At 72.1% G+C, this 26611-nt stretch carries 18 protein-coding genes; 14 read left to right on the top strand and 4 right to left on the bottom strand.

The genetic code is table 11. The features are described from left to right. Positions 1 to 288: 288 nt before the first annotated feature. From ABH926_RS27305 to ABH926_RS27285, 5 genes are all read left to right on the top strand, one after another. Positions 289 to 1437, top strand: a complete 1149-nt coding sequence (locus tag ABH926_RS27305) for a serine/threonine-protein kinase (RefSeq protein ID WP_370368648.1) — start codon at positions 289 to 291, stop codon at positions 1435 to 1437. Positions 1438 to 1747: 310 nt separating this feature from the next. Continuing rightward, on the top strand, positions 1748 to 3013 hold the full coding sequence (locus ABH926_RS27300) for a hypothetical protein (protein WP_370368647.1): 1266 nt from the start codon (positions 1748 to 1750) through the stop codon (positions 3011 to 3013). Next, positions 3010 to 5241, top strand: coding sequence for a tetratricopeptide repeat protein (locus ABH926_RS27295; RefSeq protein WP_370368646.1), 2232 nt, complete (start codon positions 3010 to 3012; stop codon positions 5239 to 5241). The genes ABH926_RS27300 and ABH926_RS27295 overlap by 4 nt, the downstream gene beginning before the upstream one ends. Continuing rightward, positions 5238 to 6083: a flavin reductase family protein gene (locus ABH926_RS27290; protein WP_370368645.1), complete on the top strand. Its 846-nt coding sequence runs from the start codon at positions 5238 to 5240 to the stop codon at positions 6081 to 6083. The genes ABH926_RS27295 and ABH926_RS27290 overlap by 4 nt, the downstream gene beginning before the upstream one ends. Before the next feature lie 137 nt (positions 6084 to 6220). Then, entirely contained in the window at positions 6221 to 9391 is a 3171-nt protein-coding gene (locus ABH926_RS27285) for a BTAD domain-containing putative transcriptional regulator (protein WP_370368643.1), read from the top strand. A 34-nt stretch (positions 9392 to 9425) separates the two neighbouring features. Here ABH926_RS27285 and ABH926_RS27280 read toward each other — a convergent pair whose 3' ends face one another. From ABH926_RS27280 to ABH926_RS27270, 3 genes are read right to left on the bottom strand one after another with little or no spacing between them, the layout of a single operon-like run. After that, complete coding sequence (locus ABH926_RS27280) at positions 9426 to 12332, bottom strand: AAA family ATPase (RefSeq protein ID WP_370368642.1); 2907 nt, start codon at positions 12330 to 12332, stop codon at positions 9426 to 9428. Beyond that, complete coding sequence (gene glgB / locus ABH926_RS27275; RefSeq protein ID WP_370368760.1) at positions 12329 to 14230, bottom strand: 1,4-alpha-glucan branching protein GlgB; 1902 nt, start codon at positions 14228 to 14230, stop codon at positions 12329 to 12331. The genes ABH926_RS27280 and glgB overlap by 4 nt, the downstream gene beginning before the upstream one ends. Before the next feature lie 5 nt (positions 14231 to 14235). Then, positions 14236 to 15543: a glycosyltransferase family 4 protein gene (locus ABH926_RS27270; protein WP_370368641.1), complete on the bottom strand. Its 1308-nt coding sequence runs from the start codon at positions 15541 to 15543 to the stop codon at positions 14236 to 14238. Between the two features lie 180 nt (positions 15544 to 15723). On the opposite strand from ABH926_RS27270, the gene ABH926_RS27265 reads away from it, so the two are divergent. After that, the gene (locus ABH926_RS27265) at positions 15724 to 18387 is read left to right on the top strand and encodes a glucosidase (RefSeq protein WP_370368640.1); all 2664 of its coding nucleotides are present in this window, start codon (positions 15724 to 15726) and stop codon (positions 18385 to 18387) included. Positions 18388 to 18405: 18 nt separating this feature from the next. On the opposite strand, the gene ABH926_RS27260 is transcribed toward ABH926_RS27265, so the two are convergent. Continuing rightward, entirely contained in the window at positions 18406 to 18855 is a 450-nt protein-coding gene (locus ABH926_RS27260) for a MarR family winged helix-turn-helix transcriptional regulator (RefSeq protein ID WP_370368639.1), read from the bottom strand. Between the two features lie 201 nt (positions 18856 to 19056). Here ABH926_RS27260 and ABH926_RS27255 point away from each other — a divergent pair, with 201 nt between their 5' ends. The 8 genes from ABH926_RS27255 (at position 19057) to ABH926_RS27220 (ending at position 26599) form a co-directional block, all read left to right on the top strand. Further along, positions 19057 to 20151: a substrate-binding domain-containing protein gene (locus ABH926_RS27255; RefSeq protein ID WP_370368759.1), complete on the top strand. Its 1095-nt coding sequence runs from the start codon at positions 19057 to 19059 to the stop codon at positions 20149 to 20151. Positions 20152 to 20286: 135 nt separating this feature from the next. Next, entirely contained in the window at positions 20287 to 22002 is a 1716-nt protein-coding gene (locus ABH926_RS27250) for a cytosine permease (protein WP_370368638.1), read from the top strand. A 15-nt stretch (positions 22003 to 22017) separates the two neighbouring features. Next, a complete protein-coding gene (locus ABH926_RS27245; RefSeq protein WP_370368637.1) occupies positions 22018 to 22320 on the top strand; it encodes an urease subunit gamma in 303 nt (100 codons plus the stop codon). An 8-nt stretch (positions 22321 to 22328) separates the two neighbouring features. After that, positions 22329 to 22682, top strand: a complete 354-nt coding sequence (locus ABH926_RS27240; protein WP_370368635.1) for an urease subunit beta — start codon at positions 22329 to 22331, stop codon at positions 22680 to 22682. Next, complete coding sequence (locus ABH926_RS27235; protein ID WP_370368634.1) at positions 22675 to 24399, top strand: urease subunit alpha; 1725 nt, start codon at positions 22675 to 22677, stop codon at positions 24397 to 24399. The genes ABH926_RS27240 and ABH926_RS27235 overlap by 8 nt, the downstream gene beginning before the upstream one ends. Positions 24400 to 24409: 10 nt before the next feature. Continuing rightward, the gene (locus ABH926_RS27230; RefSeq protein ID WP_370368633.1) at positions 24410 to 25099 is read left to right on the top strand and encodes an urease accessory protein UreF; all 690 of its coding nucleotides are present in this window, start codon (positions 24410 to 24412) and stop codon (positions 25097 to 25099) included. After that, entirely contained in the window at positions 25089 to 25820 is a 732-nt protein-coding gene (ureG, locus tag ABH926_RS27225) for an urease accessory protein UreG (RefSeq protein ID WP_370368632.1), read from the top strand. The genes ABH926_RS27230 and ureG overlap by 11 nt, the downstream gene beginning before the upstream one ends. Then, positions 25817 to 26599, top strand: coding sequence for an urease accessory protein UreD (locus ABH926_RS27220; protein WP_370368631.1), 783 nt, complete (start codon positions 25817 to 25819; stop codon positions 26597 to 26599). Before ureG ends, ABH926_RS27220 begins: the two co-directional genes overlap by 4 nt. Positions 26600 to 26611: the final 12 nt, after the last annotated feature.

Below are 26611 nucleotides of genomic sequence, written 5' to 3'. Positions count from 1 at the left end.
CCAGCTGAGAGAGCCGTTGCTGATGTGGCGAACGCTAGATCGCGCCCTGGCCCAAACCCCGCGCCCGCGCGATGCGGCGGCTTCGTGCCGCACCGATGACATCGGGACCACCGCGTTCGGCCTCGCATGCGTGGCGCGCCACGGATTCCCCGCCTGAACACGCCTTTTCCTGCATCACGACTAAGTCAAAACTCTGCTTTACCCCGCAGTAGATCCCGTAGCCGCTCCTAGGCTCCCCGCTGTGCGGCGCCGGGTCTCCGGCGCCGGAGCCTACAAGGGGAGCTATCTGTGGGGGATGAGCCGAGCGCTTCGATACCGGGATACCGCGACCTGGTCGTCATCGGGCGCGGTGGGTCGAGTGTCGTGTACCGGGCCTGGCAGGAGAGATTCGAGCGCAATGTCGCGGTCAAGGTGCTGTCCGGGGAGTTCGACGAGACCGCGTCGCGGCGCTTCGTCCGGGAGATGCGGCTCACCGGCCGGCTGACCGGGCATCCACACGTCGTGACGGCGTTGGACGCCGGTACCACGATCGCGGGGCAGCCCTTCATGGCCACCGATCTGTACGAGCAGGGCTCATTGCAGGACCGTCTGACCGCCTCCGGGCCGCTGCCGGCCGTCGAGGTCGCCGCGATCGGGGCGAAGATCGCCGGGGCGCTGGCCGACGCGCACGCCCTGGGCATCGTGCACCGCGACGTGAAGCCCAGCAATATCCTGATATCGCGGTTCGGCGAGCCGGCGCTGGCCGATTTCGGCGTGGCGGTGGCTCCCGGCTCCCTGTCCGGCATGACCAGCGGGAACGCCTTCACACCGGTCCACGTCGCCCCCGAGACGGTCGCCGGGGCCAAGCCCTCCCCGGCGGGAGACGTCTACTCCCTGGGCTCGACGCTCTACCACCTGGTGGCCGGCGAGCCGCCGTTCTTCCGGGCGGACAGTCCGGAGATCATCGCCCTGTTGTTCCGCATCGTGAACGAACCACCGCCGGAGCTGCACTGCCCGGAACTGCCCGCGCTCCTGACGGTCATCCGGGCCGCCATGGCGAAGCACCCTGCGGCCAGGCCCGGCACCGCGCAGCTGACCTGGAAACTCAGGGAGCTGATCCTGCCCGACGGGTGGGCGCACGCCCAGCCGGTGGGACGCCCCTCGCGGGACGTCGACCTGCCGCCGTGGCTGACCTCGGAACCGGTGGCTGTCGCGCCGGATGCGAGCGCCAGGCCGGCCATTTCGGCCGGCGAACCGCAGGCGTTGCGAGAAATGGAAGCGCTGGAAGAACTGCAAGCGCTTCAAGAACTACAAGACCTGAATCAGCTGACGATCACGCTCGCTGATCAGCGTGCGAACTCCACACACCGCCGCACGGCAGTCCTCGTCGGCGCCGGGATCGGAATCGGGATCGCGGGGCTGGCCCTCGTACTCGCCGCGATCTTCGCCCCGTGGTGACCCGGTCCCTGACGGCTGCTCCCAATATGGGTACCCACTACCGATTCGTACTGCCCTCCCGCTGATGAGACTGAGCTTCAGAGCGTTCCGGCACCGGTCGGGCGCCTCTCATCACTCATTGCGAGAGGGGTAAAACCATGCAGAAGATGTCGATCCGCAAGGCCGGCACCATCCGTCTGACGACGGCCTGCTACTACGGCACCTGCTACGCCGCCTAGCAGACATCGGGGCCGGGCGCCTTCTCCAAGGCGCCCGGCCCTGTGCTTTCCCCGGTCCGACCAGTCAGACCTGAATCAGAAAGGCAGGCATCATGAGCACGAGTGCTCCCGATCTCCCGGTCATCCTCCGCCTGCACCGGCTCACGATGGTGCCCGAAGACGACGGGGTGATGGTCGGCCGGCCGGACACCGCCTCCTACGCGCTCTTCCCCGAGGAGGGCGCCGAGGCGCTGCGGCTGCTGGCCTCCGGCATGCCGGTGGCCGACATGGCCGCGTGGTTCGAGCAGGCCACGGGCGCGCCGCTGGACGTCGAGGACTTCCTCGAGGTGCTCACCGAGCTGGGATTCCTGCGCGGCGAGGACGAGCCGGAGGAGCCGGCGGACAAGCCGGTGCGCTGGCAGCGGCTCGGGAAATGGGCCTACTCCGCTCCGGCGTGGGCGGTGTACGGCGCGGTGGTCGTCGGCGGCCTGGCCGCGATGGCCGTCCATCCGGATCTGCGGCCGTCGTACCGCAACGTGTTCTTCACCAGCTATGTCTCCGTGGTCCCCATCGTGATGCTGGCCGCCGCGATGACCTGCATCTTCGTCCACGAGTCGGCGCACGCCCTGGCCGGGCGGCGGCTGGGGCTGCCCTCCACCCTCGGCGTCGGGCGGCGGTTGTACTTCCTGGTGTTCGAGACCCGGCTCGACTCGCTGTTCAGCGTGCCGCGCCGCAAGCGGTACCTGCCGTTCCTGGCCGGGATGCTGTCCGACATCGTCCTATGCACCGGTCTGACGCTGGCCTCGCTGGGCCTGGATCGGCCGGGCGTGCCGGCCTGGTGCCACAAGTTGTGCCTGGCCGTGGCGTTCACCTGTGTACTGCGGCTGATCTGGCAGTTCCTGTTCTACCTGCAGACAGACCTCTACTACGTCTTCACCAACGCTCTGCGTTGCACCGATCTGCAGAACGCCACTCGGTATCGGGTGCAGAACGGCCTGCACGCCGTGCTGCGGCGCGTGGGGCTGTCCGCGCTGTCCCGGCTGCTCGTGCGCCGGAGCCGACGTCGTGGACTGATCCAGGAAGAAGAGGAGTGGTCCGAGCGCGACCGGGCGGTGGCGCGCTGGTACATGTGGGTCTTCCTGTCCGGCTACGCGTTCTCGCTGGCCAGCTTCGCCTGGGCCGGCATCCCGACGCTGTGGCGCTTCTGGTCCACCGTGTACGACCGGTTCACCAGGTCCGGTGTGGCCACCTCGGCCCGGGTCGACGCCGCGGTCTTCGCCGCCTTCTCAGCCTTCGAATTCGGCCTGCTGGCCTATGTGTCCGTGCGGGACCGGCGTGCCCGGGCCCGGAGCCTTCGACCCCAAGGAGCACAGTCATGACGGCTTCCCCCTCCCGGCACCAGTGGATCGGCACGGCACCGCTGCGCGACGCCGCCGACGCCGCCGACGCCACCAACACCCCGGACCCCGCCGACGCCCCGCTGCCGGTCCCCGCGCTCGACGTGTGGTGCCACCGACGCCAGCGCGGCCCGTTCAGCGGCGGCGGCGACCTGATGCGGCAGCTGATCCCGCAGCTGCTGGAGCGCCATCCGCACATCGCCAAGGCCCGGGTCACCGAGATCGCGGCGGTCGCCCCGGAGCTCGCCGACGTCGGCGTGCTCGCGCCGCAGACGCTGACGAACACCGCCTCGCACAAGGAGCGGACCCGGTTCTACCCGGCGACCCGCGCGCTGCGCATCGCGCACGGCCTGGCGGAGCTGCTCATGGAGTGGGCCCGTACCGAGCACCCCGACGGACTGGTCATCGCCTTCCGGGACCTGGACCACGCCGACCCCACCGACCGCGACCTGGCGGCCGCGCTGCTGCGCCGCTGCGACCCGGCCGTGATCACGGTGATCGCCGAGGCCGACACCGCCGGGGACGACCTGCTCGGGCGGGCGCTGGTCGCCCATGCCGAGCGCAATGCGGCGGTCCTGGCTCCTCGGCCCGCGCCGGAGGGGTCGAGTTCGGACCTGGCGCAGCAGTACATCGACTCGGACGGCACCCTGCGGGTGGCGGCGGCCGTCGCGGCGTACGAGGCGCTACCGGCGGACGAGCGCGCGCGCCGGCACACGGCGCGTGCCGATCACCTGGCCGAACACGGGGACCAGACGCACCGCTACGGCGCGATCCCCTTCCACGCCGAGCGCGGCGTGGACCCGGCCGGGGCCGGGCTTCGGGCCTGCTACGTCGCGGTCGACGAGCTGTTCAAGGTCGGCTTCTACGAGGCGGTGCTGGACCTGGCGCTGCGCGGACGCGAGCTGGTCGCCGACACCAAGCCCGAGGAGTACTTCCGGCTCACGCACAAGGTCGGCGCCTGCCTGTCGTACCTGGACCGGGGCGCCGACGCGATCGCGTACCTGCACGAGGAGCGTCAGGGCTCGATCGACCCGATCGTGCACATGAACGGCGCCTACCAGCTGGCGATGCTCTACACGCGGTTCCTGCCGAAGAAGGACCACGACGAGCCGGCGGCGATGGCCTGGGTCAACACCGCGCTGGCGCTGGCCGAGAACCAGCCGGACCCGACGCTGCGCGCGCTGTTCCGGGCGTTCATGCGCAACGCGCGGGCGCTGGTCGAGCTGCACAGCCGCAACGCCCAGGGCGCCCTGGACCTGGTCACCGAGGCGATGGAGATCACCGACGCGGAGTGTGGCCCGGACGAACAGCTGCTGCACCGCTCGGTCCTGCTCTACAACCGCGCGCAGGTGCTGGCGGCGAACGGCGACTACACGGGATCGCTGCGGGACTACGACGACCTGATCGGCCGCGACCCGGAGTACGGCGACTACTACTTCGAGCGCGCCGCACAACGCCGCGCGGCGGGCGACCCGGACGGCGCGCTGGCCGACTACGCCGAGGCGATCCGACTCAGCGCGCCGTTCTACGAGGCCCACTACAACCGGGCGGACCTGCTGCGCGAGCTGGAGCGCGACGAGGAGGCGATGCAGGACCTGGGCTACGCGCTGGAGCTGGAGCCGGACCACGTCGACTCCCTGGTGAACCGCTCGGACCTGCTGTTGAGCCTGGGCGAGGTCGAGCTCGCGCGCGCCGACATCGACCACGGCCTGGCGGTCGAGCCGCACAACGCGAACCTGCTGGCCGCCCGCGGCGCGCTGTTCGAGGCCTGCGACGACCCGCAGGGCGCGTTCGCCAGCTACAGCGCGGCGCTGGACGCCGACCCGGAGCTGACGGTGGCGCTGGTGAACCGCGCGGTACTGGCCTTCACCGCGGGGCGCCCGGCCGACGCCCTGGCCGACCTGGACGCCGCGATCGCGCTCGGCGACGACCCGGCACTGCGTGCGAACCGGGCGATCGCGTTGCAGGACCTGGGCGAGCACGACCGGGCCCTGACCGACCTGGACGCGGCGCTGGCCGAGGGCGGGGACGACCCGGACCTGCTGTTCCGGCGCGGCGTGAGCCGGCAGGCGCTGGGCGACCCGGCGGGAGCGCAGGCCGACTGGCGGACGCACCTGGCGGCGTACGGTACCGAGGAGTCGCCGTTCCTGGAGGAGATCCGCGCGCAGGCGCCGGAGATCGTGGCGCCGGTGGTGGTGAGCATGCCATGAGCACGGCCTCCGCCGCGCACTCGCCGCGCGGTGTCCGGGGCGGTGGGGCCGTCGCCGGCGGCGCGGGTGCCGGCGGCGGGGTCGGTGGGGTCGGCAAGGTCGGCCAGATCGGCGCGGCTGGCGACGGCAGCAGCTGGGCCACCGACGGCGCGGTCGGCGGCGCGGCTGGCGACGCAGGTAGCTCAGGCAGCGCCGGCAGTGCTGGCAGTGCTGGCAGTGCTGGCGGCATCTGGGCCACCGGCAGCGCGGCCGACAGCACGCTCAGCGTGACCGATCCGGCCAGTGCGATCGGCGCAGTCGGCGCGGCCAGCCCGGTCGGTGCAGACAACCCTGGCACCTGGCTCACCGGCCCCGCCGCCGCCGACGGCTTCGCCGCCGACCGCGACGCGGTCCGATCCGGTCTGCGCTGGCACGCCAAGGGCGTGGCCGTGATCACCGCGGGGGTCCGGCAGCCGGTGGGCTTCGCCGCTACGTCGCTGGCCACCGTGTCCTTCGAGCCGCCGGTGCTGTCGTTCGCGGTGCGCAAGCGGTCGGCGTCGTGGCCGGTGCTGGCTGCCGAGGATCGGGTGATGGTGCATCTGCTGGCCGATGATCAGGCGGATCTGGCCCGGTTGTTCGGGGTCTCCGGTGGTGCGAAGTTCGCTGAGGGGATCCGGTGGTCGCGGGGCGCGGAGGGGCTGCCGGTGCTGGATGGGGCGCTGGCGTGGATCATGCTCACGGTCGTGCGGCGGCTGGACTTCGACGGGCATGCGATCGTGCTGGGGCGGATCACCGCCGTGCGGGCTTCGGCCGGGCGGCGGCCGCTGATCCACCATGACGGTGCCTATGGTGCGCTGGCGTGAAATCCGTTCGGGGTAAGCCCTCATGGCCATAGCGTCTCAGGGTTATGCGAAACCGGCGGACGGTAGATGTTCCCCGTAGCTTCACAGAACAGCAGTTCCCGATCGGTTCGACGTTCACCGGGGGAGGTGCAGGTTACTTGGCCACCGACGAATACCGCGTCGATCTCCTGGGGCCGCCGAGGATCCACGTGGTCGGCGAGCCGATCGACCTCGGCGGGCCGCGGCAGGAGAAGCTGCTGACGCTGCTGGTGCTCGAAGCCGACCGGGTGCTGCCGGTCGAGGCCCTGGTCGACGCCCTGTGGGACGAGGACCCGCCGGCCACCGCCCGACGCCAGGTCCACAACGCGGTCTCCGAGCTGCGGCGGCGGCTGGGCCCGGCGCGCGAGGTCGTGGTCAGCCACCGGTACGGCTACCGGGCCTGCGTCTCGGCCCGGAACGTCGACGTCCACCGCTTCCGGGAACTGGTCGCCGTCGCCGGGCGCGCCGCGTCCGACCGGCGCCCGGCCGAGGCGATCGCGGCGTTCGACAGCGCGCTGGGTCTGTGGCGGGGGTCGGCACTGGCCGGGATGGAGGGCCCTGCGATGCGGCTGGCGGCGGCCCGGCTGGAGGAGGAGCGGCTGGCCGCCGTGGAGCAGCTGGTCGGGCTGCGCCTGGACCTCGGCGGCGGCCCGGATTACGTGCCGGTGCTGCGCGAACTGGTCGCCGAGCACCCCTTCCGGGATCCGTTCCGCGGCCAACTGATGCTGGCGCTGTACCGGTCGGGGCGGCAGGCGGAGGCGTTGGAGGTCTACGAACGCGGCCGGGCCCAGCTGGCCGGCGATCTCGGGCTGGACATGCGGGCCGGCTTGCGGCATCTGCACGAGTCGATCCTGCGCAATGATCCGTCGCTGGACGCGCCGTGCCACGCGGCGTCGGCGGCGGCGGCGGTGACAGCGGTGGTGACGGCGCCCGAACCGCCACCGCCGCCGGAACCACAGAAGGCCATCGCCAACCAGCCGTTGCGCGCCGAGCAGATCCGCACTTCCCCGGGCGAGAACTTCCTCCCCTGCCCGGTCCGCGACTTCGTCGGCCGCGAGAACGAGCTGGAAGGCCTGACCCGGATCCTGGTCGCCGATCCGGAGGGCGCGGGCGTCGTGTGCGTCGACGGCATGGCCGGCGCCGGGAAGACAGCGCTGGCCCTGCAGGCCGCGCACCTGGTCGCCGACCGGTTCCCGGACGGGCAGTTCTTCCTCGACCTGCGCGCCCACTCGCCGAGCCAGGGCCCTCTGCCGCCGGCCACCGCGCTGGACTGGCTGCTGCGTGCCGCCGGATACGGACCGGAGATCCCCGCCGACCCGGCGCAGCAGACGGCCGCCTGGCGGGCGCTGCTGGCCGGACGCCGGGCGCTGGTGGTGCTCGACGACGCCCTGGACGCCCGTCAGGTCAGGCCCCTGATTCCGGGCGCGGGGCGCTCGATGGTGTTGGTCACCAGTCGCACCCGGCTGCTCGACCTGGAAGCCGCGGACGTCTGCTCGCTGGACATGCTGTCCGAACAGGACGCCGCGGCGCTGTTCACCCGCATCGTGGGCGACGCCCGGTCCCGGGCCGAGCCGGCGGCCGTCGCCGCCATCATCGGGTTCTGCGACCGGCTGCCGCTGGCGATCCGGATCGCCGCCGCGCGGCTGCGGCACCGGCCCGGCTGGTCGGTGGCGGACCTGGCCGACCGGCTGCGCGACGGGGCAGGCCTGACCGAACTGGTCGCCGGGGACCGCAGCGTGGCCGGCGCGTTCGAGGTCTCCTACCGCCGGCTCGGCCAGCCGGACCAGGAGGTCTTCCGGGCGTTGAGTCTGCACCCCGGCCGGGACTTCGACGCCGCCGCCGCGGCCGCGCTGGCCGGCCTGCCGACCGCCCGGGCCGCGGCCTGCCTGGAACGCCTCGTCGATGTGAACCTGCTGGGCCAGGACCGTTTCGGACGCTACCGGATGCCCGCCCTGATCCGGCGGTACGCGGTGGGCAAGGCGTTGCGCTGCGACTCCCCGGAGCGGCGCGAGGCGGCGCTGGACCGGCTGCGTTCGCACTACCGGCGACTGGCCGTGGCGGCGATGACGCTGGCCGATCCGGGCTCGGGCCTGTGGCGGGACATCTGGGACCGGACCGAGGAGGCAAAGGACGTCGCGCACACCGCACATGCCACGCACACCGGGTACGCCGCGCACACCCCGGACACCGGCCTGCCCCGCACCGTCGACGACGTCGTCACGCTGCTCCGGGACGAGCGCGCGAACCTGACGGCCGTCATCGGCCTGACCGCCTCCGGCCCGCACCGGGAACAGACCTGTCAGCTGGCTGTGGCGACCGCCTCGCTGCTGGTCCACGGCGGCTACGCACAAGAGGCGCTGCCCGGTCTGGAGCTCGCCGTCCGCGACGCCACCGCGGCCGACGATCTCAGGGGTCGGGCAGCGGCCCGGCTGCATACCGGCCTCGCGCTGCGGACGCTGGGCCGGCACCAGGAAGCGGCCGCGGCGCTGACCATGGCGCTGGCCGAGTTCGACGCCCTCGGCGACCGGCAGGGGATGTCGCGGACCCTGCGCAATCTGGGCTGCGTCCACCACGTCCGCGGCGACTTCGACAAGGCGCTGTGCCACTACCGGCGGGCCCTGGACCTGGCCCGCGAGATCGACGCGGGCCGCGACGAGGCGGCGGCGCTGGGGAACATCGGCTCGCTGCTGGGGTGCATGCACAAGCACGAGGAGGCGCTGTGGCACCACGAGCAGGCCCTGACCCGCAGCGAGGAACTCGCCAATCCCTACCTGCAAGTCATAGCCCTGACGAACATCGGCGTGGCGCGCTCGCGCCTCGGCGAGGGAGTCCACGCCCGCACGGCCCTGAAGCACGCCCTGGAACTTGCGGCGCGGATCGGCGCCCGGCACGTCGAAGCCGGCGTGTGCTGCTCGATCGCCGATCTGCTGCACCGCGAGGGGGACCACGCCGGCGCGCTGCCGTGGGCGCAGCGGGCGCTGGCGGTGGCCGAGCAGAGCGAGAACCCCATTCTGGAGAGCACCACCTGGAACCTCATCGGCCGGCTCCAGTTCGGGCTCGGCGACCTGGCCTCGGCCCGCGCCGGCTATCTCCGGGCCCTGGCTTTGTGCCGGGACCGGGGCATCCGCTACGAGGAGGCCGTGGCCTGGGAGGGGCTGGCGGCGGTCGCCCGCGGCGACGGCGACCCCGAGATCGCGGGCGACTACGCCGACCAGGCCGTCGCGATGTTCCACGACGCGGACTCCGACCGGGCCGCCGCCGTGCTGGCGGCGGCACTGGCGGCGGGCTGATCGGGTTTACTGCGAACGGTCATCGCGCGCATCGCTACCCGACCCGGAGGCTCTCCGCTCCGCCCGGTACACCTGGTCCGGTCGGCACACCCGGGCCGCCCGGCATACCCGGGCCACCGGGGCCGATCAGTCCTACAGGGCCGACCGGTCCTACCGAGCCGACCGAGCCGACCGGTCGCAGCCCGAGGCGGGCCGCCGCGTCGGCCGCGTGCCGGCGGGAGGTGACGGCCAGTTTGGTCAGGACGGCCGCCACGTGGTGCTCCGCGGTCCGGGTCGACACACTCAGGCGCTCGGCGATGGCGGCGTTGCTCAGCCCCGCCGACAGCAGCGTCAGCACCTCCGCCTGCCGCGACGTCAGTCCGGCCGGGTGGTTGACGGACGCCGGACGCGGCCCGCGCTGCACGACCAGCCCGCCGAACCCGCGCAGCCGGCGCCGCAGCCGGCGGGCCAGGGGGTCGGCGCCCGACGCGCTGAACAGGTCCAGAGCGAGCGCCAGATCCCCGGGGTCGTCACTGCAAGCCAGAGCCTCGGCCTGCTCGTAGCCGCAGCCCAGGACGGCCCAGGCCCGCGCCGCCGCCCGCCACTCCCCCGCGAGCAGCAGGCGGTAGGGCTCGGCGAACCAGCCGGCGACCGGCGCCGGCGTCCCGGCCCGCCGCAGCCACCACGCCAGCTCGCCGGCGAACCAGGGATGGCGGGCGCGCCAGGCCAGGCCGAAGGCCGCCACCAGCCGGTCGGCGCGCAGGGCCTGGCGGTCCGAGAGCCAGAAGTGTTCGGCTTCGGCGACGGTGGCCAGGACGACGGCCTGCAGTCCGCCCGCCGCCTCGGCGATCCGGACGGCCCGGTGGGCCGGTTCGCCCCCGTCGGCCAGGCCCCGGCGGGCGCGCAGCCGGGCCAAAGTGCTCAGTGCGGGGACGGCGGTCGGGCCGGCGAACCCGATGCCGTGGAGGGATTCGTCGGCGTCGGCCTGCGCGCCGCGCCAGTCGCCCCGCGCGAGGCGGAGCCAGGAGCGCAGGGCCAGGAGTTCGCCGGAGTGGTGCGGCGGGGCGAGCTGGATGACGGCGGCGAGGTTGTCAGTACCCTGAGCAAATCTGGTAAGGGCGCCGCGGGCTGTCTGATGCAGCCCGTCATCGAGCACTGCGGCAGCGGCGGCGTGCTCATGATGGGCGATGTCGTGCCCGGCCAGCGCGGCCGCCGCGCACCCGGCCTCGTCGCCGAGCCCGTGCTCCACGGCGATCAACCAGCCCCGGGCCACGGCGGTTTGGCCGTCGGCCTCGCCCCGCGCGAGCTTCGCAGAACCCAGAGCTATCAGCGCGGCAGACCCGGCCCGCGGATCGTCGGCGCGTTCGGCGGCCTGGATCGCCAGGTTCGCCGACTCGAGCGCCGCCGCCGGATGCGGGACGAGCGCCTCCAGCCGCGACAGCTCGGCGTGCGCCAGCGCGAGCTCGGCCATGCTCCCCTGCCGGAGGAGCAGGTCGACAGCCCGGCTGGCGGCCTCCCACGCGGCGACCCGGTCCCCGGTCAGCCAGAGCGCACGCGCCAGGCGGCGCTGCGCCCGCCCGGCCCGGTCGGCCCGCTCGGCGGCTTCCCAAGCCGACGCCGCGCCCCGTCCCGCCGCGCACGCGTCGCTCAGGCGACTGCTGAGGTAAGCCTGCTCGGCCAGCGCGTCCAGCAGCTCGCCGCGACCCGCACGGTCGAGTGGATCGGTGTGGGCGAGCGCGGTCTCGTAGAGTCCGATCGCCGTTTCCGGTGCTCCGAAAGCCGCCGCGTCCCGGGCTGCGTGCGGCGCGTGCCGCCGGATCACGTCGCCGTCGTCGCAGCCGATCGCGTGGAACACCAGGCGGGCGGGGGTGACGCCGGGCTGGTCCGGATGGGAGACGAGTGCCCGCAGCAGGTCGCGGTGCAGTGCGCGACGGGTGAACAGCGGCATCAGATCGCGGACGACCTGCTTCAGGATCCCGTGCCGGAAATCGATCCGCCCGGATCCGCGCACGAGCAGCCCGGAGGCCAGACACTGGTCCGCCGCCGCCTCATCGCCGCCCCGCACCGCCTCCAGCAGCCACGGCTCCACCCCGTCCGGCGCCAGTGCGACGAGCCGGGCCACCTCCTGTGCGGCGGGCCGCAACTCGCCCATCCGGGACGCGGCCAACGCGCCGAACCAGGACGAGGCGCGCGGCTCGGTCCCGGAGGCGAGGATCTCGTTCGCCAGCAACGGATTCCCACCGCTGAGCCGGTACAGATCCGGCTCCGGGCGCCCGGCATGCCGCGCCAACTCGGCGACCGCGAACGGTGAGAGCGGGGGTACCGCGAGGTAGGCCACCGCGTGCGCCGGCGCGGCCGCCAGCATCGCACCGAGCCGATGGCCCGCCGGGCCCTGCTCGGTCCGGCAGGTCAGGATGAACAGGGCACGACATCGCTCCAGTCGGCGCCCGATCGCGGTCACCATGTCGACGACGGCCTCGTCGGCCCAGTGCAGGTCCTCCAGGACCACCACCAGCCCGCCATGGCCACGCGCGAGATCGGCGAGGCCGTCCGCCAGGACCGCCGGACGCTTCGCCGCCTTCGCGTCCAGGCCGGCCTGCCCCGCCAGGTCCCGCCACAGCGCCCGACCCCGATGCCGCCCGACCGCCGGATCGCAGCATCCTGACAGAATCCTTACCCGGCCCCGATGCCGTTCGGCGAACCGCCGTACCAGCGTGCTCTTGCCGATGCCGGCCTCCCCGGTCACCCAGGCGATCCGGCCGCCGTCGCGGCTCGCGGCCAGCAGGGCTTCGAGCTCGGCGAGGAGGGTCTCACGCTCCGCGAGTTTCGGCGCCGGTGCCGGTGCCGGTGCTGATACCGGTGCCAGCGCCGAACTCGGTGCCGTTACCGGCGCCAACGGCGGTATCCGTACTGGTGGCAGCGATGGGAGCTTGATCGCGCTGAGAACAGGCAGTGAGGTCACTTCGACACAGTTGCTCGCCCCGCGCTGCGAATCGCACGACCCTGGCATCGGTCGGGCCTCGAAGACACTGGCGTGCCATCGGTCGTGCATCGCCCGGCCAACCACACCACCGCCCCGGCTCCGACCGTCACCCGCGCCGAAGCCGGCTCCCCCGACCAGGGCTCCCCGATCGCGACCACCGCTCCGAGGTTTCCCACCCCGGAACCGCCATAGACGGACGCGTCGCTGTTGAGGATCTCGCGCCAGGTTCCAAGCCACGGCATGCCGATGCGGTACTCCCGGATCTGGACCCCGGAGAAGTTGGCGACGCACACGAGCGCGGTGCCCTCGTCGTAGGGACCGAACCTGGCGAAGGCCAGCAGGTTCGCGGCCGGGTCCGAGGCCAGCCAGCGGGTCGCGTACGGATCGGAGTCGCGGATCCACAGGGCCGGGTACTCGCGGTACCGGTCGTTCGCGTCGGCGAGCAGCCGGGTGAGGCCGCCGTCCCCCTCGCCGGGGGCGGGCCAGTCCAGCCCGCGCTCCTCGCTCCACTCGGCCCGCTGCCCGAACTCGGCGCCCATGAACAGCAGCTTCTTGCCGGGAAAGGCCCACTGGTACGCCAGCAGTCCGCGCAGGCCGCGCACCTGCTCGTCCCGTGCGCCGGGCTGTTTGCCGGCCAGGGAGTGCTTGCCGTGGACCACCTCGTCGTGGGACAGCGGCAACAGGTAGTTCTCGCTGAACGCGTACGTCGAGGGCTGCGTCAGATCGCCGTGGTGGTGGCTGCGGTGTACGGGATCGCGGACGACGTAGCGCAGCGTGTCGTTCATCCAGCCCATGTTCCACTTCAGATCGAAGCCGAGACCGCCGTCCGCCGTCGGCCGGGTCACCCCCGGCCATGCCGCGGACTCCTCGGCGATCGTCACCACGCCCGGATACCGGTTGTGGACCTCGTCATTGAGGCTTCTCAACAGTGCGGTGGCCTCCAGGTTCTCCGTGCCGCCGTACACGTTCGGCTCCCACTGGCCCGGCCCGCGCGAGTAGTCCAGGTGCAGCATCGAGGAAACCGCGTCCACGCGGAGCCCGTCGGCGTGGAACTCCTCGATCCAGTACAGCGCCGAGCCGATGAGGAAGTCGCGGACCTCCGGACGTCCGAAGTCGAAGATCAGGCTTCCCCAGTCGGGGTGTTCGCCGCGGCGGGGATCGGGATGCTCGTAGAGCGCGGTCCCGTCGAACCGCGCCAGCGCCCAGGCGTCCCGGGGGAAGTGCGCCGGGACCCAGTCGAACAGCACCCCGATTCCGGCCTGGTGCAGCCGGTCCACCAGGTATCGCAGGTCGTCGGGGTGCCCCAGGCGTGAGGTCGGGGCGAAGAAGCCGGTCGTCTGGTAGCCCCAGGAGCCGCCATAAGGATGCTCCATCACCGGCAGGAACTCCACGTGCGTGAATCCGTGCTCGGACACGTGGTCCACCAGTTCCGAAGCCAGGTCTCCGTAGGTACGCCCGCGCCGCCAGGACGGCAGGTGCACCTCGTAGACCGACATGGGCAGCGACGCCTGCTCGCCGGCCGTCTCCCGGCGCGCCTTCAGCCAATCGGCGTCCTGCCAGTGATGGGACGAGGCGAAGATCCGCGACGCGTCCGCGGGTGCCGTCTCGGTGTGGAACGCGACCGGATCGGCCTTCAGCCGCCACACTCCGTCGGCGCACAGCACCCGGTACTTGTACCGGTCCCACTGCCCGGCGCCTTCGGCGAAGCCGTGCCAACAGCCGGTCCAGTCGTCGCGGCTCAGCTCGGTGGCGCGGTTCGGATCCCAGCTGTCGAAATCGCCCGTCACCTGCACTCGCCACGCGTTCGGCGCCCACACCGCGAAGCGCGTACCGCCTGGCTCCGGATGGGCGCCGAACCGATCCCAGTAGCGGGGCACGCCGGTCAAGCCGCCAGCCCCGCCGACACCAGCAGATTGCCCTCCGGTATGGCGATCGGCTGCTGCCGGGACCGCCACAGCTCCTCGGGTCCGGCCGGCACCGCCGGCGCCGCGTCGACGGCCGCCGCGTAGGCCGCGGCGGTCTGCTCGCCGACCGTCGGCCAGCCGTAGCGACTGCGCACCATCGCCTTGGCGGTGACCACCATCCGGCGCGCTCCAGGGCGGTCCGCCAGCAGTGTGGACACCGACCGCGCCAACGCGCCGTCGTCGCGCGCCGGGAAGGTCACGCCGGTGACCCCGGGCTCGACGATCTCGGCCAGACCCCCGGTCGCCGCGACGGCCAACGGGGCGCCGGCCGCGGCGGATTCCAGGGCCACCATGCCGAAGGGCTCGTACAGGCTCGGCACGATCATCGCGTCGGTGGCGGCCATGGTCGCCGACAGTTTGGAGCCGACGAACCCGCCGAAGCTGACCGCGTGCTCCAGTCCCAGGCGGCGGGTCAGGTCCTCCAGTTCGCCGCGGTTCGGGCCGTCGCCGCAGATGACCGCGCGCAGTCCGGGGTGGTCGCGGCGCAGTTCGGGCAGCGCGTGCAGCAGGTGCTGGACGCCCTTCTCGTGGACCAGGCGGCCGGCGAAGCCCACCAGCGGGCCGCTGCCGGCGTACCGCGCCCGCGCCAGGCCGACCTGCTTGGGCGCGGCCCGCCAGCGGGGCATGTCGACGCCGTTGGGGACGGCGTCGATCTTGGATTCCGGGATGCCGAACAGCACCGAGGCCTCGCGGCGCATGTACTGGGAGCAGACCAGGACCCGGGAGGCCTCCTGGGCCAGCCAGCACTCGATGGAGTGGATGCCGCGGTTCAGGTCGCCGGGCAGCCAGCCCTGGTGCCGGCCGGCCTCGGTGGCGTGGATGGTGGCGACCAGCGGGATGCCCAGGTGGTCCTTGACGGTGATGGCGGCGTGCGCGACGAGCCAGTCGTGGGCGTGGACGAGTTCGAAGTCCTGGCCGCGGGCAGCGTGCAGCGCGGTGCGGGTCAGGGTGTGGTTGAAGGCGACGGCCCAGGCCAGCAGGTGCTCGGTGTCCAGCGGGATGACCGGCGGGTCCTGCGGGGCCCGCACCACGCGCACCCCTTCGACGATCTCGTCCAGGGGCGCGCCGGGCGCGTGGCGGGTGGCCACGGTGACGTCGTGCCCCGCGCGGGCCAGGGTGGTGGCCAGCGCGTGGACATGCCGTCCGAGGCCGCCGACCATGACCGGCGGGTACTCCCAGGAGAGCATGAGGAGCTTCCTCTTGCGGAACGCGGTGGTCGCGGTCATCGTCGCCTCCTCATCAGGGATCACGGATGCCGTCCGCTCAAGGCGTGTGTTCGGCGGTGCGACCAGCATCGGGGACGCAGATTGCGCGGACGTTGCGGCTGTGAGGCCGTCGTGTTCGGGATCAGTTCACGCGGGCTGTTCGGAAACAATCCGAAACCAATACGGTCCACACTGGGCGCCATGGAAGACGCCGACACCGACGCCGAGCGGATCCGCCTGAACGCCGCCGACGCCGAGGGCGAGGCTCGCGTGCCCTGGCGGGAATGGGGCCCCTATCTCGCCGAGCGGGCCTGGGGCACCGTCCGCGAGGACTACTCCGACGGCGGCACCGCCTGGGACTACTTCCCGCACGACCACGCCCGCTCCCGCGCCTACCGCTGGAACGAGGACGGCCTGGGCGGCATCTGTGACGAGCTGCAGCGGTTCTGCTTCGCGCTCGCGTTCTGGAACGGTGCGGATCCGATCCTCAAGGAGCGGCTGTTCGGTGTCAGCGGCCAGGAGGGCAACCACGGCGAGGACGCCAAGGAATACTGGTGGTTCCTGGACTCCACGCCGACCCACTCCTGGATGCGCTGGCGCTATCACTACCCGCAGCAGGAGTTCCCCTACCACGACCTGCTGGACACCACACGGGACCTGGGCGGCGCCGATCCCGAATACGAGCTCGTGGACACCGGGATCTTCGACCAGGACCGATACTGGGCGATCACCGCGGACTACGCGAAGGCCGGGCCGCACGACCTGTGCATCCGAGTGCGGGTGGAGAACGTGGGCCCGGAACCGGCGACCCTGCACGTGCTGCCGACACTGTGGTTCCGGAACACCTGGTCCTGGGGACTGCCCGAGCCCGACGCCGTCCCGCGGATCACGGTCCACGGCGCACGGCTGGCCGGCGAGCACGAGCGTCTCAGGCCGCTGTCGTTGTACGGCGAGGGCAGCCCGCAGGCGCTGGTGTGCGACAACGAGACCAACAGCGAGCGGTTGTGGGGCTACGGCGGCTACAGCGAGTTCCCCAAGGACGGCATCAACGACCATGTCGTCGACGGCGCCGAGACCGTCAATCCCGAGCGCGTGGGCACCAAGGCCGCGCTGCGGTATGTGCTAACCGTCCCGGCCTGGCAGACCGCGGAGATCCGGCTGCGGCTGCGGATGGACGGCCCCGACGTCCAGCAGCTGACCCGCGCCCGACTCCTGGGGCCGGACTTCGACGCGGTGATGGAGGCCCGCGAACAGGAGGCCGAGGAGTTCTTCGCGGACCTGACCCCGCAGTCCTGCTCCGACGACGAGGCCATGGTCCTGCGGCAGGCCGTCGGCAGCCTGCTGTGGTCCAAGCAGTTCTACCACTACAACGTGCCGCGCTGGCTGGACCACGATCCCGGCCACGCGGCCGGGATCGGAAGCACCGCGCGGCGCAACGCGCACTGGTGGCACATGTCGGCGCGCGACGTCATCGCCATGCCCGACACCTGGGAGTACCCGTGGTTCGCGGCGTGGGACCTGGCCTTCCACGCCGTCGCCCTGGCCCGGGTGGACCCGGGCTTCGCCAAGCAGCAGCTGCTGCTCCTGCTGCGGGAGTGGTACCTGCATCCCAGCGGCCAGATGCCGGCCTACGAATGGAACTTCGGCGACGTGAACCCGCCGGTCCACGCCTGGGCCGCGCTCCAGGTCTTCGCCGCCGACGGCAGCCGGGACTTCGCCTTCCTCAAGCGGGTCTTCCACCGGCTGCTGCTGAACTTCACCTGGTGGGTCAACCGGCTGGACGCCGAGGGCAAGAACGTCTTCGAAGGCGGCTTCCTGGGCCTGGACAACATCGGCCCCTTCGACCGCAGCGCGGGCGTCCCGGCCGGCGGGCAGCTGGAGCAGAGCGACGGCACGGCGTGGATGGCCCTGTTCACGCTCACGATGATGGACATGGCGCTGATCCTGGCGACCGAGGACAGCGCCTACGGGGAGATGGTCACCAAGTTCTTCGAGCACTTCGCGCTGATCGTCGAGGCGGCCAACACCCAGGGGCTGTGGAACGAGGAGGACGGCTTCTACTACGACATGGTCCGCGTCCCGGGGCAGGACGGCGTTCCGCTTCGCGTGCGCTCGGTGGTCGGCCTGCTGCCGCTGAGCGCGACCGCGACGGTGTCCTCGGCGGCGCTGGCGGCGGTCCCGGAGCTGGAGCAACGCCTGGCCTGGTACCGGACGAACAAGCCGCACTACGCCGACGTCCTGCACGGCCGCATGATGCCGGCCAGTGACCTGCGGCTGCTGACCATGGTCCGGCACGACCAGTTCCCCCGCCTGCTGGAGCGCATGCTCGACGAGGACGAGTTCCTGTCCGACCACGGTCTCAGGGCCCTGTCCCGCGCGCACCTCGCCGAACCCTTCACCGTCCGCCTCGGCGAGGCCGACTACAGCGTCGGCTACGAACCGGCCGAGTCCTCCTCGACGCTGTTCGGCGGCAACTCCAACTGGCGCGGCCCGATCTGGTTCCCGGTGAACTACATGCTCATCGACGCCCTCGACCGGCACCACCGCTTCTTCGGCGACCGGTTGCGCGTCCCCTATCCGACCGGCGCCGTACCGGGACGCGAGGCGACCCTCGGGGAGATAGCCGACGACCTGTCACAGCGGCTGATATCCCTGTTCCTGAACGACGCCGACGGCCGCCGACCGGTGTTCGGGCGCAACGAGCTGTTCCAGAAGAACCCGGACTGGCACGACCTCATCCCGTTCCACGAGTACTTCCACGGCGACACCGGCGCCGGGCTCGGCGCCTCGCACCAGACGGGGTGGACGGCCCTGGTGATCAATCTGATCCTGCGGCGCTCGGGGCGGGATACGGCGCAGGGGTAAGGGGAAACTCAGTAGGCCCTACCGGCCCGATGCCGGCACGCGCCTCACCGCGGGATCGAGGGCTTCGGCCAGGCGGACAAGCCCTTCGCGCAGATCCGTGCCGTCGCCGAGCACGTCCATGAGCTCTGCCTGCGCCTGTCCCAGCGACGCGGCCACACGCGCGTGCAACTCGTGACCGCGTTCGGTCAGGTAGACCAGGACCCGCCGCCGGTCCGTCGGGTCGGCGCGGCGATAGACGAGGGTGTCGGCGACCATGCGGTCGGCCAGCTTCGTCGCGGTGGGCGCCGGCAGCAGAGCGAACTCGGCCACTTCGGTCATCGGGTGCCCCCGGCCGTCGGCGAGCAGGACCAGCACCCGCCACTGCTCGATCGAGCAGCCCTGGCCGTCCAGGGCCGCCGCGAGCCATCGGGTGGCGCGGTTCTCGGCGTGGCTGAGGAGGTGGAACAGGTCCCGCGAAGGCCCGGTCATGACCGCTTCCGGCTCCTTTCCTGGGCGAGGTTTTCCTGGGCAAGGGGCGGGCGGTGGCTGGACGGACGCGCCGCCGGGCGGTCACGATAGCGTCTCACGCCCGCGATCCTTCCCGCACCCATGATCCCCACCGATCCCCGCTGATCCCGCCGATCCCGCCGACCTCCGCTGATCCCCGCCCGAGGTGACCGTGTGGAACCCCTGACACCACGCCTGCGGACGCTCCGCACGCGCGGATCCGCACCCGGGCACGAGACGCTCACCGTCGCCCTCGTGGTGCCGCTCCAGGGGCCGGCCAGCGTGTTCGGCCCGTCGTGCGAGCTGGCGGCGCGGCTGGCCGCCGGCGAGCTCAACGACACCGGCGGCGTGCTGGGACGGCGGGTCCGGCTGCTGACCGTGGACGGCGGCGCGCCGCCCCGGCAGGTCGCCTCCGAGGTCGAGGCCCTGGTCGGGCTGGGCGAGGTGGACGCGGTCGTCGGCTGGCACATCTCCGCGGTGCGCCGCGCGCTCGTGCCGCGGATCGCCGGGCGCGTGCCGTACGTCTACACCGCGCAGTACGAGGGCGGGGAGCGGACGCCGGGCGTCTTCATGACCGGGGAGACCCCGGCCGGGCAGCTGCTGCCGGCCATGCGGCTGCTCGCCCGGTCCGCCGGGGCCCGGCGCTGGTGCGTGGTCGGCAACGACTACATCTGGCCGCGTGCCACGGCGCGTTCGGCCCGGCAGTACGCGCGCTCCTGCGGCGCGGCCGTGGTCGAGGAGATCTTCGTCCCGTTGGGCACGCAGGAGTTCGCCGGCGTGCTGCGGCGCGTCGAGCGCTGCGAGGCCGACGCCGTCCTGATGCTGCTGGTGGGCGCCGACGCCGTGCACTTCAACCGCGGCTTCGCCGGTCGCGGGCTGCATCAGCGGTGCCTGCGGCTGAGCACGCACATGGACGAGAACATGCTGTTGGCCACCGGCGCCGGGGCGACCGAGAACCTGTGGGCCGCCGCGGGCTACTTCGAGACCCTCGCCACCGCCGAGAGCCTGGACTTCAACGGGCGCTACACGGCCCGCTTCGGTCCGGAGGCACCGCCGCTGAGCAGCCTGGGAGAGTCCTGCTATGAGGGGGTCATGCTGCTGGCGGCACTGGCGCGCCGGGCGCGCACCCTCGATGCGCACGCGGTCGAGGCCGTGGCCGAGGACGTGCTCTACGAGGGACCCCGCGGCCGGCTCGCGCTGCGCGGCAACCATGTGTCCCAGCGCATCTACCTGGCCAAGGCGGACGTCTTCGACTTCGACATCATCACCCAACTCTGACACCCCCGTCCCTGCCCGGCTGGTGAGACTCAGCGTACGGCCTGCTCAAAGCAGATATCCCTTCGCAGAAATATTTTCTCGGGGAAGTAACTCGGTGTAACACAGCTGACATCAGTCCGCACGACGCTCTTCGCCATGACCGACACGGACAGCCAGTCCGCCGTGACCACACCGGCGCCGCAAGCCAGCGCGACGACGGCCAAGCGCGCGTACCACCGCTGGGCCAAGAACGACACGCTCGAGGACTACTCGCTGCGCTACGCGCCCAAGTCCTTCCGGCGCTGGAGCCCGTACGTCGTGGCCACCACCGCCCTCGGAGGCATCGCCTACCTGGCCGACTTCGCCATCGGCGGGTCGATCGCCATCTCCTACGGGTTCTCCAGCGCCGCGGTCGCCATCGCGATCGCCGCGTTCATCATCTTCGCCACCGGCATCCCGATCGCGTACTACTCGGCGAAGTACTCGATCGACATGGACCTGCTCACCCGCGGCGCCGGCTTCGGCTATCTGGGCTCGACGCTGACCTCGATCATCTACGCCAGCTTCACCTTCATCTTCTTCGCCCTCGAAGGCTCGATCATGGCGCAGGCCTTCCAGCTCGGCCTGCACATCCCGCTCGCGGTCAGCTATCTGATCGCCTCGCTGTTGGTGATCCCGCTGGTCGTCTACGGCATGACCGCGCTGTCGAAGATGCAGGTGTGGACCCAGCCGATCTGGCTGATCCTCATGGTCGCCCCGTTCGTGGCGATCGCGATCCAGGATCCGGGCAGGTTCTCGGCGTTCACCCACTTCGGCGGGAACTCCCCCACGGGTGCGGGCTTCAGCTTCCTGAGTGCCGGAGCCGGTGCCGGCGTCGCGTTGTCACTGATCGCCCAGATCGGCGAGCAGGTCGACTACCTGCGCTTCATGCCGGACAAGACCCCGGCGAACGCCAAGCGCTGGTGGGCCTCGGTGCTGTCGGCCGGGCCCGGCTGGGTCGTTCTGGGCGCGCTCAAGCAGCTCGGCGGCGCCTTCCTGGCCTTCTACGTCGCCGACAAGGTCGGCCTGACCAAAGCCGACCAGCCCATTCAGCAGTACCTCGCGGGCCTGAAGACCTTCGCCGCACCGGTGGCCCTGGGCCTGGCCACGTTCTTCGTGATCCTGTCCCAGATAAAGATCAACACGACCAACGCCTACTCCGGTTCCCTGTCCTGGTCCAACTTCTTCTCGCGGCTGCTGCACTGGCACCCGGGCCGGGTCGTGTGGATCTTCCTGAACGTCGGCATCTCGCTGGCGCTGATGGAAGGCGGCGTGTTCGGCTTCCTGAACAACGTCCTGGGCTTCTACTCCAACGTCGCCATCGCCTGGATCGGAGCGGTGACCGCCGATCTGGTCATCAACAAGCCGCTGAAGCTGAGCCCGTCCTACATCGAGTTCAAGCGCGCGCACCTGTACAACTTCAACCCGGTCGGGTTCGGCTCGATGCTGATCGCCTCCGTGGTGTCCATCGCCGCGTACTACAACGCCTTCGGCGCCTACGCCAAGGCGTTCTCCCCGCTCATCGCACTGGGCATCGGCATCGTGCTCTCCCCCGTGCTCGCCTACGCCACCAAGGGCCGGTATTACATCGCCCGCGCCGACGAGATGGCCGAGCCGCTCGTCGGCGTCGACGGCCGGCTCTCCGCCGTCACCCTGACCTGCACCGTGTGCGCCGACGACTTCGAGCGCCCGGACATGGCCGCGTGCCCGTTCCACTCCGGCGCCATCTGCTCGCTGTGCTGCAGCCTGGAGAAGAGCTGCCACGACGCCTGCAAGAAGACCGGCCCCGTCGACCTCGGCATCCCGGTCGCCCAGGCCGCCGCCCAAGCCTGAAAGGCCTGCCGTCTCATGCTTCTGTCACCCCACGAGCAGGAACGCCTGCTGATCCATGTGGCCGCGGGGCTCGCCCGGGAGCGGCGCGCGCGCGGACTGCGCCTGAACTATCCGGAGGCTGTGGCGCTCATCAGCTCCTTCCTGCTGGAACGGGCCCGCGACGGGCAGGGCGTCGCCGAGCTGATGGACGCCGGGCGCCGGGTGCTCACCCGCGAGGACGTGATGGAGGGGGTGCCGGAGATGGTGAAGGAAGTACAGATCGAGGCGACCTTCCCGGACGGCACGAAGCTCGTCACCGTGCACCGGCCGATCGGGTGAGCGCGGCCATGGGGGCTTCGGGAGCTTCGGGCGCACGGCTGGTCCCCGGTGAGCTCGTCCTCGCCGCGGATCCGGTCGTCCTCAACGCCGGCGCGCCCACGACGACGCTGGTGGTCCTCAACCGCGGCGACCGGCCGGTCCAGGTCGGTTCGCACTACCACTTCGCGGAAGCCAATCCGGCCCTGGAGTTCGACCGGGCCGCGGCCTGGGGACAGCGGCTGGACATCCCGGCCGGGACCGCGGTGCGGTTCGAGCCGGGGCTGGAACGAGAGGTGAGCCTGGTGCCCATCGCCGGGCGGCGCGTCGTCACCGGACTGCGCGGCGAAGCCGCGGCCCGCGCGGAAGGCAGGCTCGATGGCTGAGATCTCACGGGAGCGATACGCCGCGCTCTACGGTCCCACGGTCGGAGACCGGATCCGCCTGGCGGACACCGACCTGTTCATCGAGGTCGAAGAAGACCGGTGCGCCGGCGGGGACGAGGCGGTGTTCGGCGGCGGGAAGGTGATCCGCGAGTCGATGGGCATGGCGCACGCGACCCGCGTCGCGCGCGACGGCGTCCCCGGCACCCCCGACACCGTCATCACCGGCGCGGTCGTGCTGGACCACTGGGGCGTGGTCAAGGCCGACATCGGCATCCGCGACGGACGGATCGTCGCGCTGGGCCGGGCCGGGAACCCGGACACCATGGACGGGGTGCACCCGGAGCTGGTCATCGGACCGTCCACCGAGATCATCGCCGGCAACGGGAAGATCCTCACCGCCGGCGGCATCGACGGGCACGTCCACCTGATCTGCCCGCAATCGGTCACCGAGGCGCTCGGCTCGGGGGTTACCACCCTGATCGGCGGCGGCACGGGACCTGCCGAGGGCAGCAAGGCGACCACGGTGACGCCCGGAGCCTGGCACCTGGCCCGGATGTTCGAGGCCCTGGACCCGTGGCCGGTGAACTTCGCCTTGCTCGGCAAGGGGAACAGCACCAACGAGGAAGCCCTGTGGGAACAGCTGCGCGCGGGGGCGGCCGGGTTCAAGATCCACGAGGACTGGGGCGCCACCCCGGCCGTCATCGACGCCTGCCTGCGGGTCGCCGACGCCTCCGGCGCCCAGGTCTCGATCCACACCGACACCCTCAACGAGGCGGGCTTCGTCGAGGACACCGTGGCGGCCGTGGCCGGACGGACCCTGGAGGCCTACCACGTGGAGGGAGCCGGCGGCGGCCACGCCCCGGACATCATCACCGTGGCCGGGCTGCCGAACTTCCTGCCGGCCTCGACCAACCCGACCCGGCCGCACACCGTGAACACCATCGACGAGCATCTGGACATGCTGATGGTCTGCCACCATCTGAGCCCTGAGATCCCCGAGGACCTGGCCTTCGCCGAGTCGCGGATCCGGCCGACCACGATCGCCGCCGAGGACGTCCTGCACGACCTCGGCGCGATCTCGATGATCGGCTCGGACTCCCAGGCCATGGGCCGGATCGGCGAGGTGGTGCTGCGGACCTGGCAGACCGCGCACGCCATGAAACGCCGACGGGGCGCGCTGCCCGGGGACGGCCCGGCGGACAACCACCGGGCCCGCCGCTACGTGGCCAAGTACACGATCGGCCCGGCCGTCGCGCACGGCATGGACGGCGAGCTCGGCTCGGTCGAGCCGGGCAAGCTCGCCGACCTGGTCCTGTGGGAGCCGGCGTTCTTCGGGGTCCGCCCCGCGCTGGTCGTCAAGGGCGGCGCGATCGCCTGGGCCGCGATGGGCGACGCGAACGCCTCGATCCCGACCCCGCAGCCGGTGCTGCCGCGCCCGATGTTCGGGGCCCACGGCGCCGCCGCACCGGCCACCAGCGTGGCCTTCGTGGCCGAGGCCGCGCTCGCCGACGGGCTGGCCGAGCGGCTGGGGGTCCGGCGGCGGCTGCTCGCCCAGCGCAATGTCAGAGGCTTGACGAAGGAGGACCTGCCGGAGAACACCGCGCTGCCCCGGATCGAGGTCGACCCGGACACCTTCACCGTGCGCATCGACGGCGAGACCGTCGAGCCGGCCCCGACCGGGGAACTGCCCATGGCCCAGCGCTACTTCCTGTTCTGACGGGCCCGCCATGAACCTGACTTCGCTGCTCCTGCTCGCCGACAGCCGGCTGCCGGCCGGGACCCACGCCCACTCCGGCGGGCTGGAGGCCGCCGTCGCCGCCAAACGCGTCACCGACGCCGCGGGCCTGCACGCGTTCCTGCTCGGCAGGCTCAGCACCGTCGGACTGACCTCGGCGGCCTTCGCGGCGGCGGCTCTGGGCGCCGGGGGCTCCGTGACGGGAAGCGCCGTCGAAGAGTTCGCCACCCTCGACGCGGAGTTCGAGGCGCGCACTCCGTCGCCCGCGCAGCGTCGCGCCTCCCGCGCGCTGGGCCGGCAACTGCTGCGCGCCATCCGGGCTGGCTGGCCGGACGCGATCCTCGACCAGGCAGCAACGGTCCACCGGGACGGACCGCACCAGCCGATCGCCTTCGGGGCGGCGGGCGCGGCGGCCGGACTGGGCCCGCTCGGCGTGGCCGCCGCCGCGGCGCTCGGTGCCGTCACCGGTCCGGCCAGCGCCGCGACCCGGCTGCTGGGCATCGATCCCGACGCCGTCACCGCGGTCCTGGCCGTGCTCGAACCGGAGGTCGATCGGGTCGCCGCCGAGGCGGTGGCGGCGGCCCGAGGCCCCGCCGAGGAACTGCCCTCGCTCAGCGCACCACTGCTCGACATCTCAGCGGAACACCACAGCACTTGGGAGGTGCGTCTCTTTGCATCGTAAGCATATTGACGAACTCGGCGCGGTCGGCGGCGGCACGCATCAGGCCCCTGTCTTCGACACCGCACCGCACGGAGGTCCGCTGCGCATTGGGATCGGCGGTCCGGTCGGATCCGGCAAGACCGCGCTCGTGGCAGCCCTGTGCCGCAGTCTTCGGCAGGAGTTCTCGCTGGCGGTGGTCACCAACGACATCTACACGCGCGAGGACGCGGAGATCCTGTTGCGTCAGGGCGTTCTCGACCCCGAGCGGATCAGCGCCGTGGAGACCGGCTGCTGTCCGCACACCGCGATCCGCGACGACATCTCGGCCAACCTCGACGCCGTGCGGGCGCTGGAGGACAGCTTCGATCCGCTGGACCTGGTCCTGATCGAGAGCGGCGGGGACAACCTGACAGCGACGTTCAGCAAAGGGCTGATCGACCGGCAGATCTTCGTGATCGACGTGGCCGGCGGGGACAAGGTGCCCCGCAAGGGCGGGCCCGGCATCACCTGCTCGGACCTGCTGATCGTGAACAAGACGGACCTCGCCCGGCTGGTCCGCGCCGACCTGGACGTGATGTGCCGGGACGCCGAGCGCCAGCGCACCGACGCGGACGGCACGCAGCGGCCGACCATGTTCATATCGCTGGCGACCCATCCGGACGCCCCCGACGTCACCGCCTGGATCAAGACGCTGATCGCGGAACGCAGAGCGGCCAAGGCTGCCGCATCGAGCCCGGTGTGAGAGCGTCGGCGCGCCTCGTCGCCGAGGCACGTCCCGACGGCGGCACCCGGCTGACCGCGCTCGCCGGCCAGGCACCGCTGCTGCTGCGCGAGACGACAAGCACCGCATGTCCCGCAGACACCGCGGGCACCGCAGGCACCGCGCAGATCCACCTGGTCGGCGGCGCGGCCGGTCCGCTCGGCGGCGACGAGCTGCGCTGCACCGTGGACGTCGGCCCGGGCGCCCGGCTCCGGGTGCGCAGCGTCGCGGCATCGATCGTCCTGCCCGGCCCGCACGGAAGGGATTCAAGCCTGGAGATCACCGCGCGGGTCGAGGCAGGCGCCGCACTCTCCTGGAGCCCGCAGCCGTTGATCGCGGCCCGCGGCGCCCGGCACCGCACCACCGCGCGCGTGGATCTGGCCGAGGACGCCCGCCTGGTGTGGCGCGAGGAGATCATCCTCGGCCGGCACGGCGAGGAACCCGGAAGCCTCGCGACACGGCTGCGGGTACGCCGAGCCGGCAAGGTGTTGCTGGACCAGACCCTCGCGGTGGGACCCGGACACCCCGGCTCACGCGGTCCCGCGGTCGCCGGCCCCGACCGCGCCGCCGGCACGATCGTGATCGTCGATCCGGCCTGGGCCCGGGCCGCCCCCGGCGACCGGCTCACCCTGGCTCCTCGCGACGACGCGCACGGCGCCATCGCGGTGCTGCCGCTGCCCGGACCGGCGATCGTCGTCAGCGCCCTGGCACCGGACGGCGTGACGCTCGGCCGGCTCCTCGACGCGGTGCCGGCCTGGTGACGACGCCGGCCC

The organism is Catenulispora sp. GP43 (assembly GCF_041260665.1).
Classification (GTDB): Bacteria; Actinomycetota; Actinomycetes; order Streptomycetales; family Catenulisporaceae; genus Catenulispora.
Note: the sequence above shows the minus strand (reverse complement) of the source record. Positions and strands in the feature narration are given on the sequence as shown.

Excerpts from the sequence above, each read along its gene's own strand:
- ABH926_RS27290 (WP_370368645.1), top strand. The coding sequence starts at position 5,238 with ATGAGCACGGCCTCCGCCGCGCACTCGCCGCGCGGTGTCCGGGGCGGT.
- ABH926_RS27295 (WP_370368646.1), top strand. The coding sequence starts at position 3,010 with ATGACGGCTTCCCCCTCCCGGCACCAGTGGATCGGCACGGCACCGCTG.
- ABH926_RS27235 (WP_370368634.1), top strand. The coding sequence starts at position 22,675 with ATGGCTGAGATCTCACGGGAGCGATACGCCGCGCTCTACGGTCCCACG.
- ABH926_RS27245 (WP_370368637.1), top strand. The coding sequence starts at position 22,018 with ATGCTTCTGTCACCCCACGAGCAGGAACGCCTGCTGATCCATGTGGCC.
- ABH926_RS27300 (WP_370368647.1), top strand. The coding sequence starts at position 1,748 with ATGAGCACGAGTGCTCCCGATCTCCCGGTCATCCTCCGCCTGCACCGG.
- ABH926_RS27240 (WP_370368635.1), top strand. The coding sequence starts at position 22,329 with ATGGGGGCTTCGGGAGCTTCGGGCGCACGGCTGGTCCCCGGTGAGCTC.
- ABH926_RS27250 (WP_370368638.1), top strand. The coding sequence starts at position 20,287 with ATGACCGACACGGACAGCCAGTCCGCCGTGACCACACCGGCGCCGCAA.
- ABH926_RS27230 (WP_370368633.1), top strand. The coding sequence starts at position 24,410 with ATGAACCTGACTTCGCTGCTCCTGCTCGCCGACAGCCGGCTGCCGGCC.
- ABH926_RS27270 (WP_370368641.1), bottom strand. The coding sequence starts at position 15,543 with ATGACCGCGACCACCGCGTTCCGCAAGAGGAAGCTCCTCATGCTCTCC.
- ABH926_RS27260 (WP_370368639.1), bottom strand. The coding sequence starts at position 18,855 with ATGACCGGGCCTTCGCGGGACCTGTTCCACCTCCTCAGCCACGCCGAG.
- ABH926_RS27265 (WP_370368640.1), top strand. The coding sequence starts at position 15,724 with ATGGAAGACGCCGACACCGACGCCGAGCGGATCCGCCTGAACGCCGCC.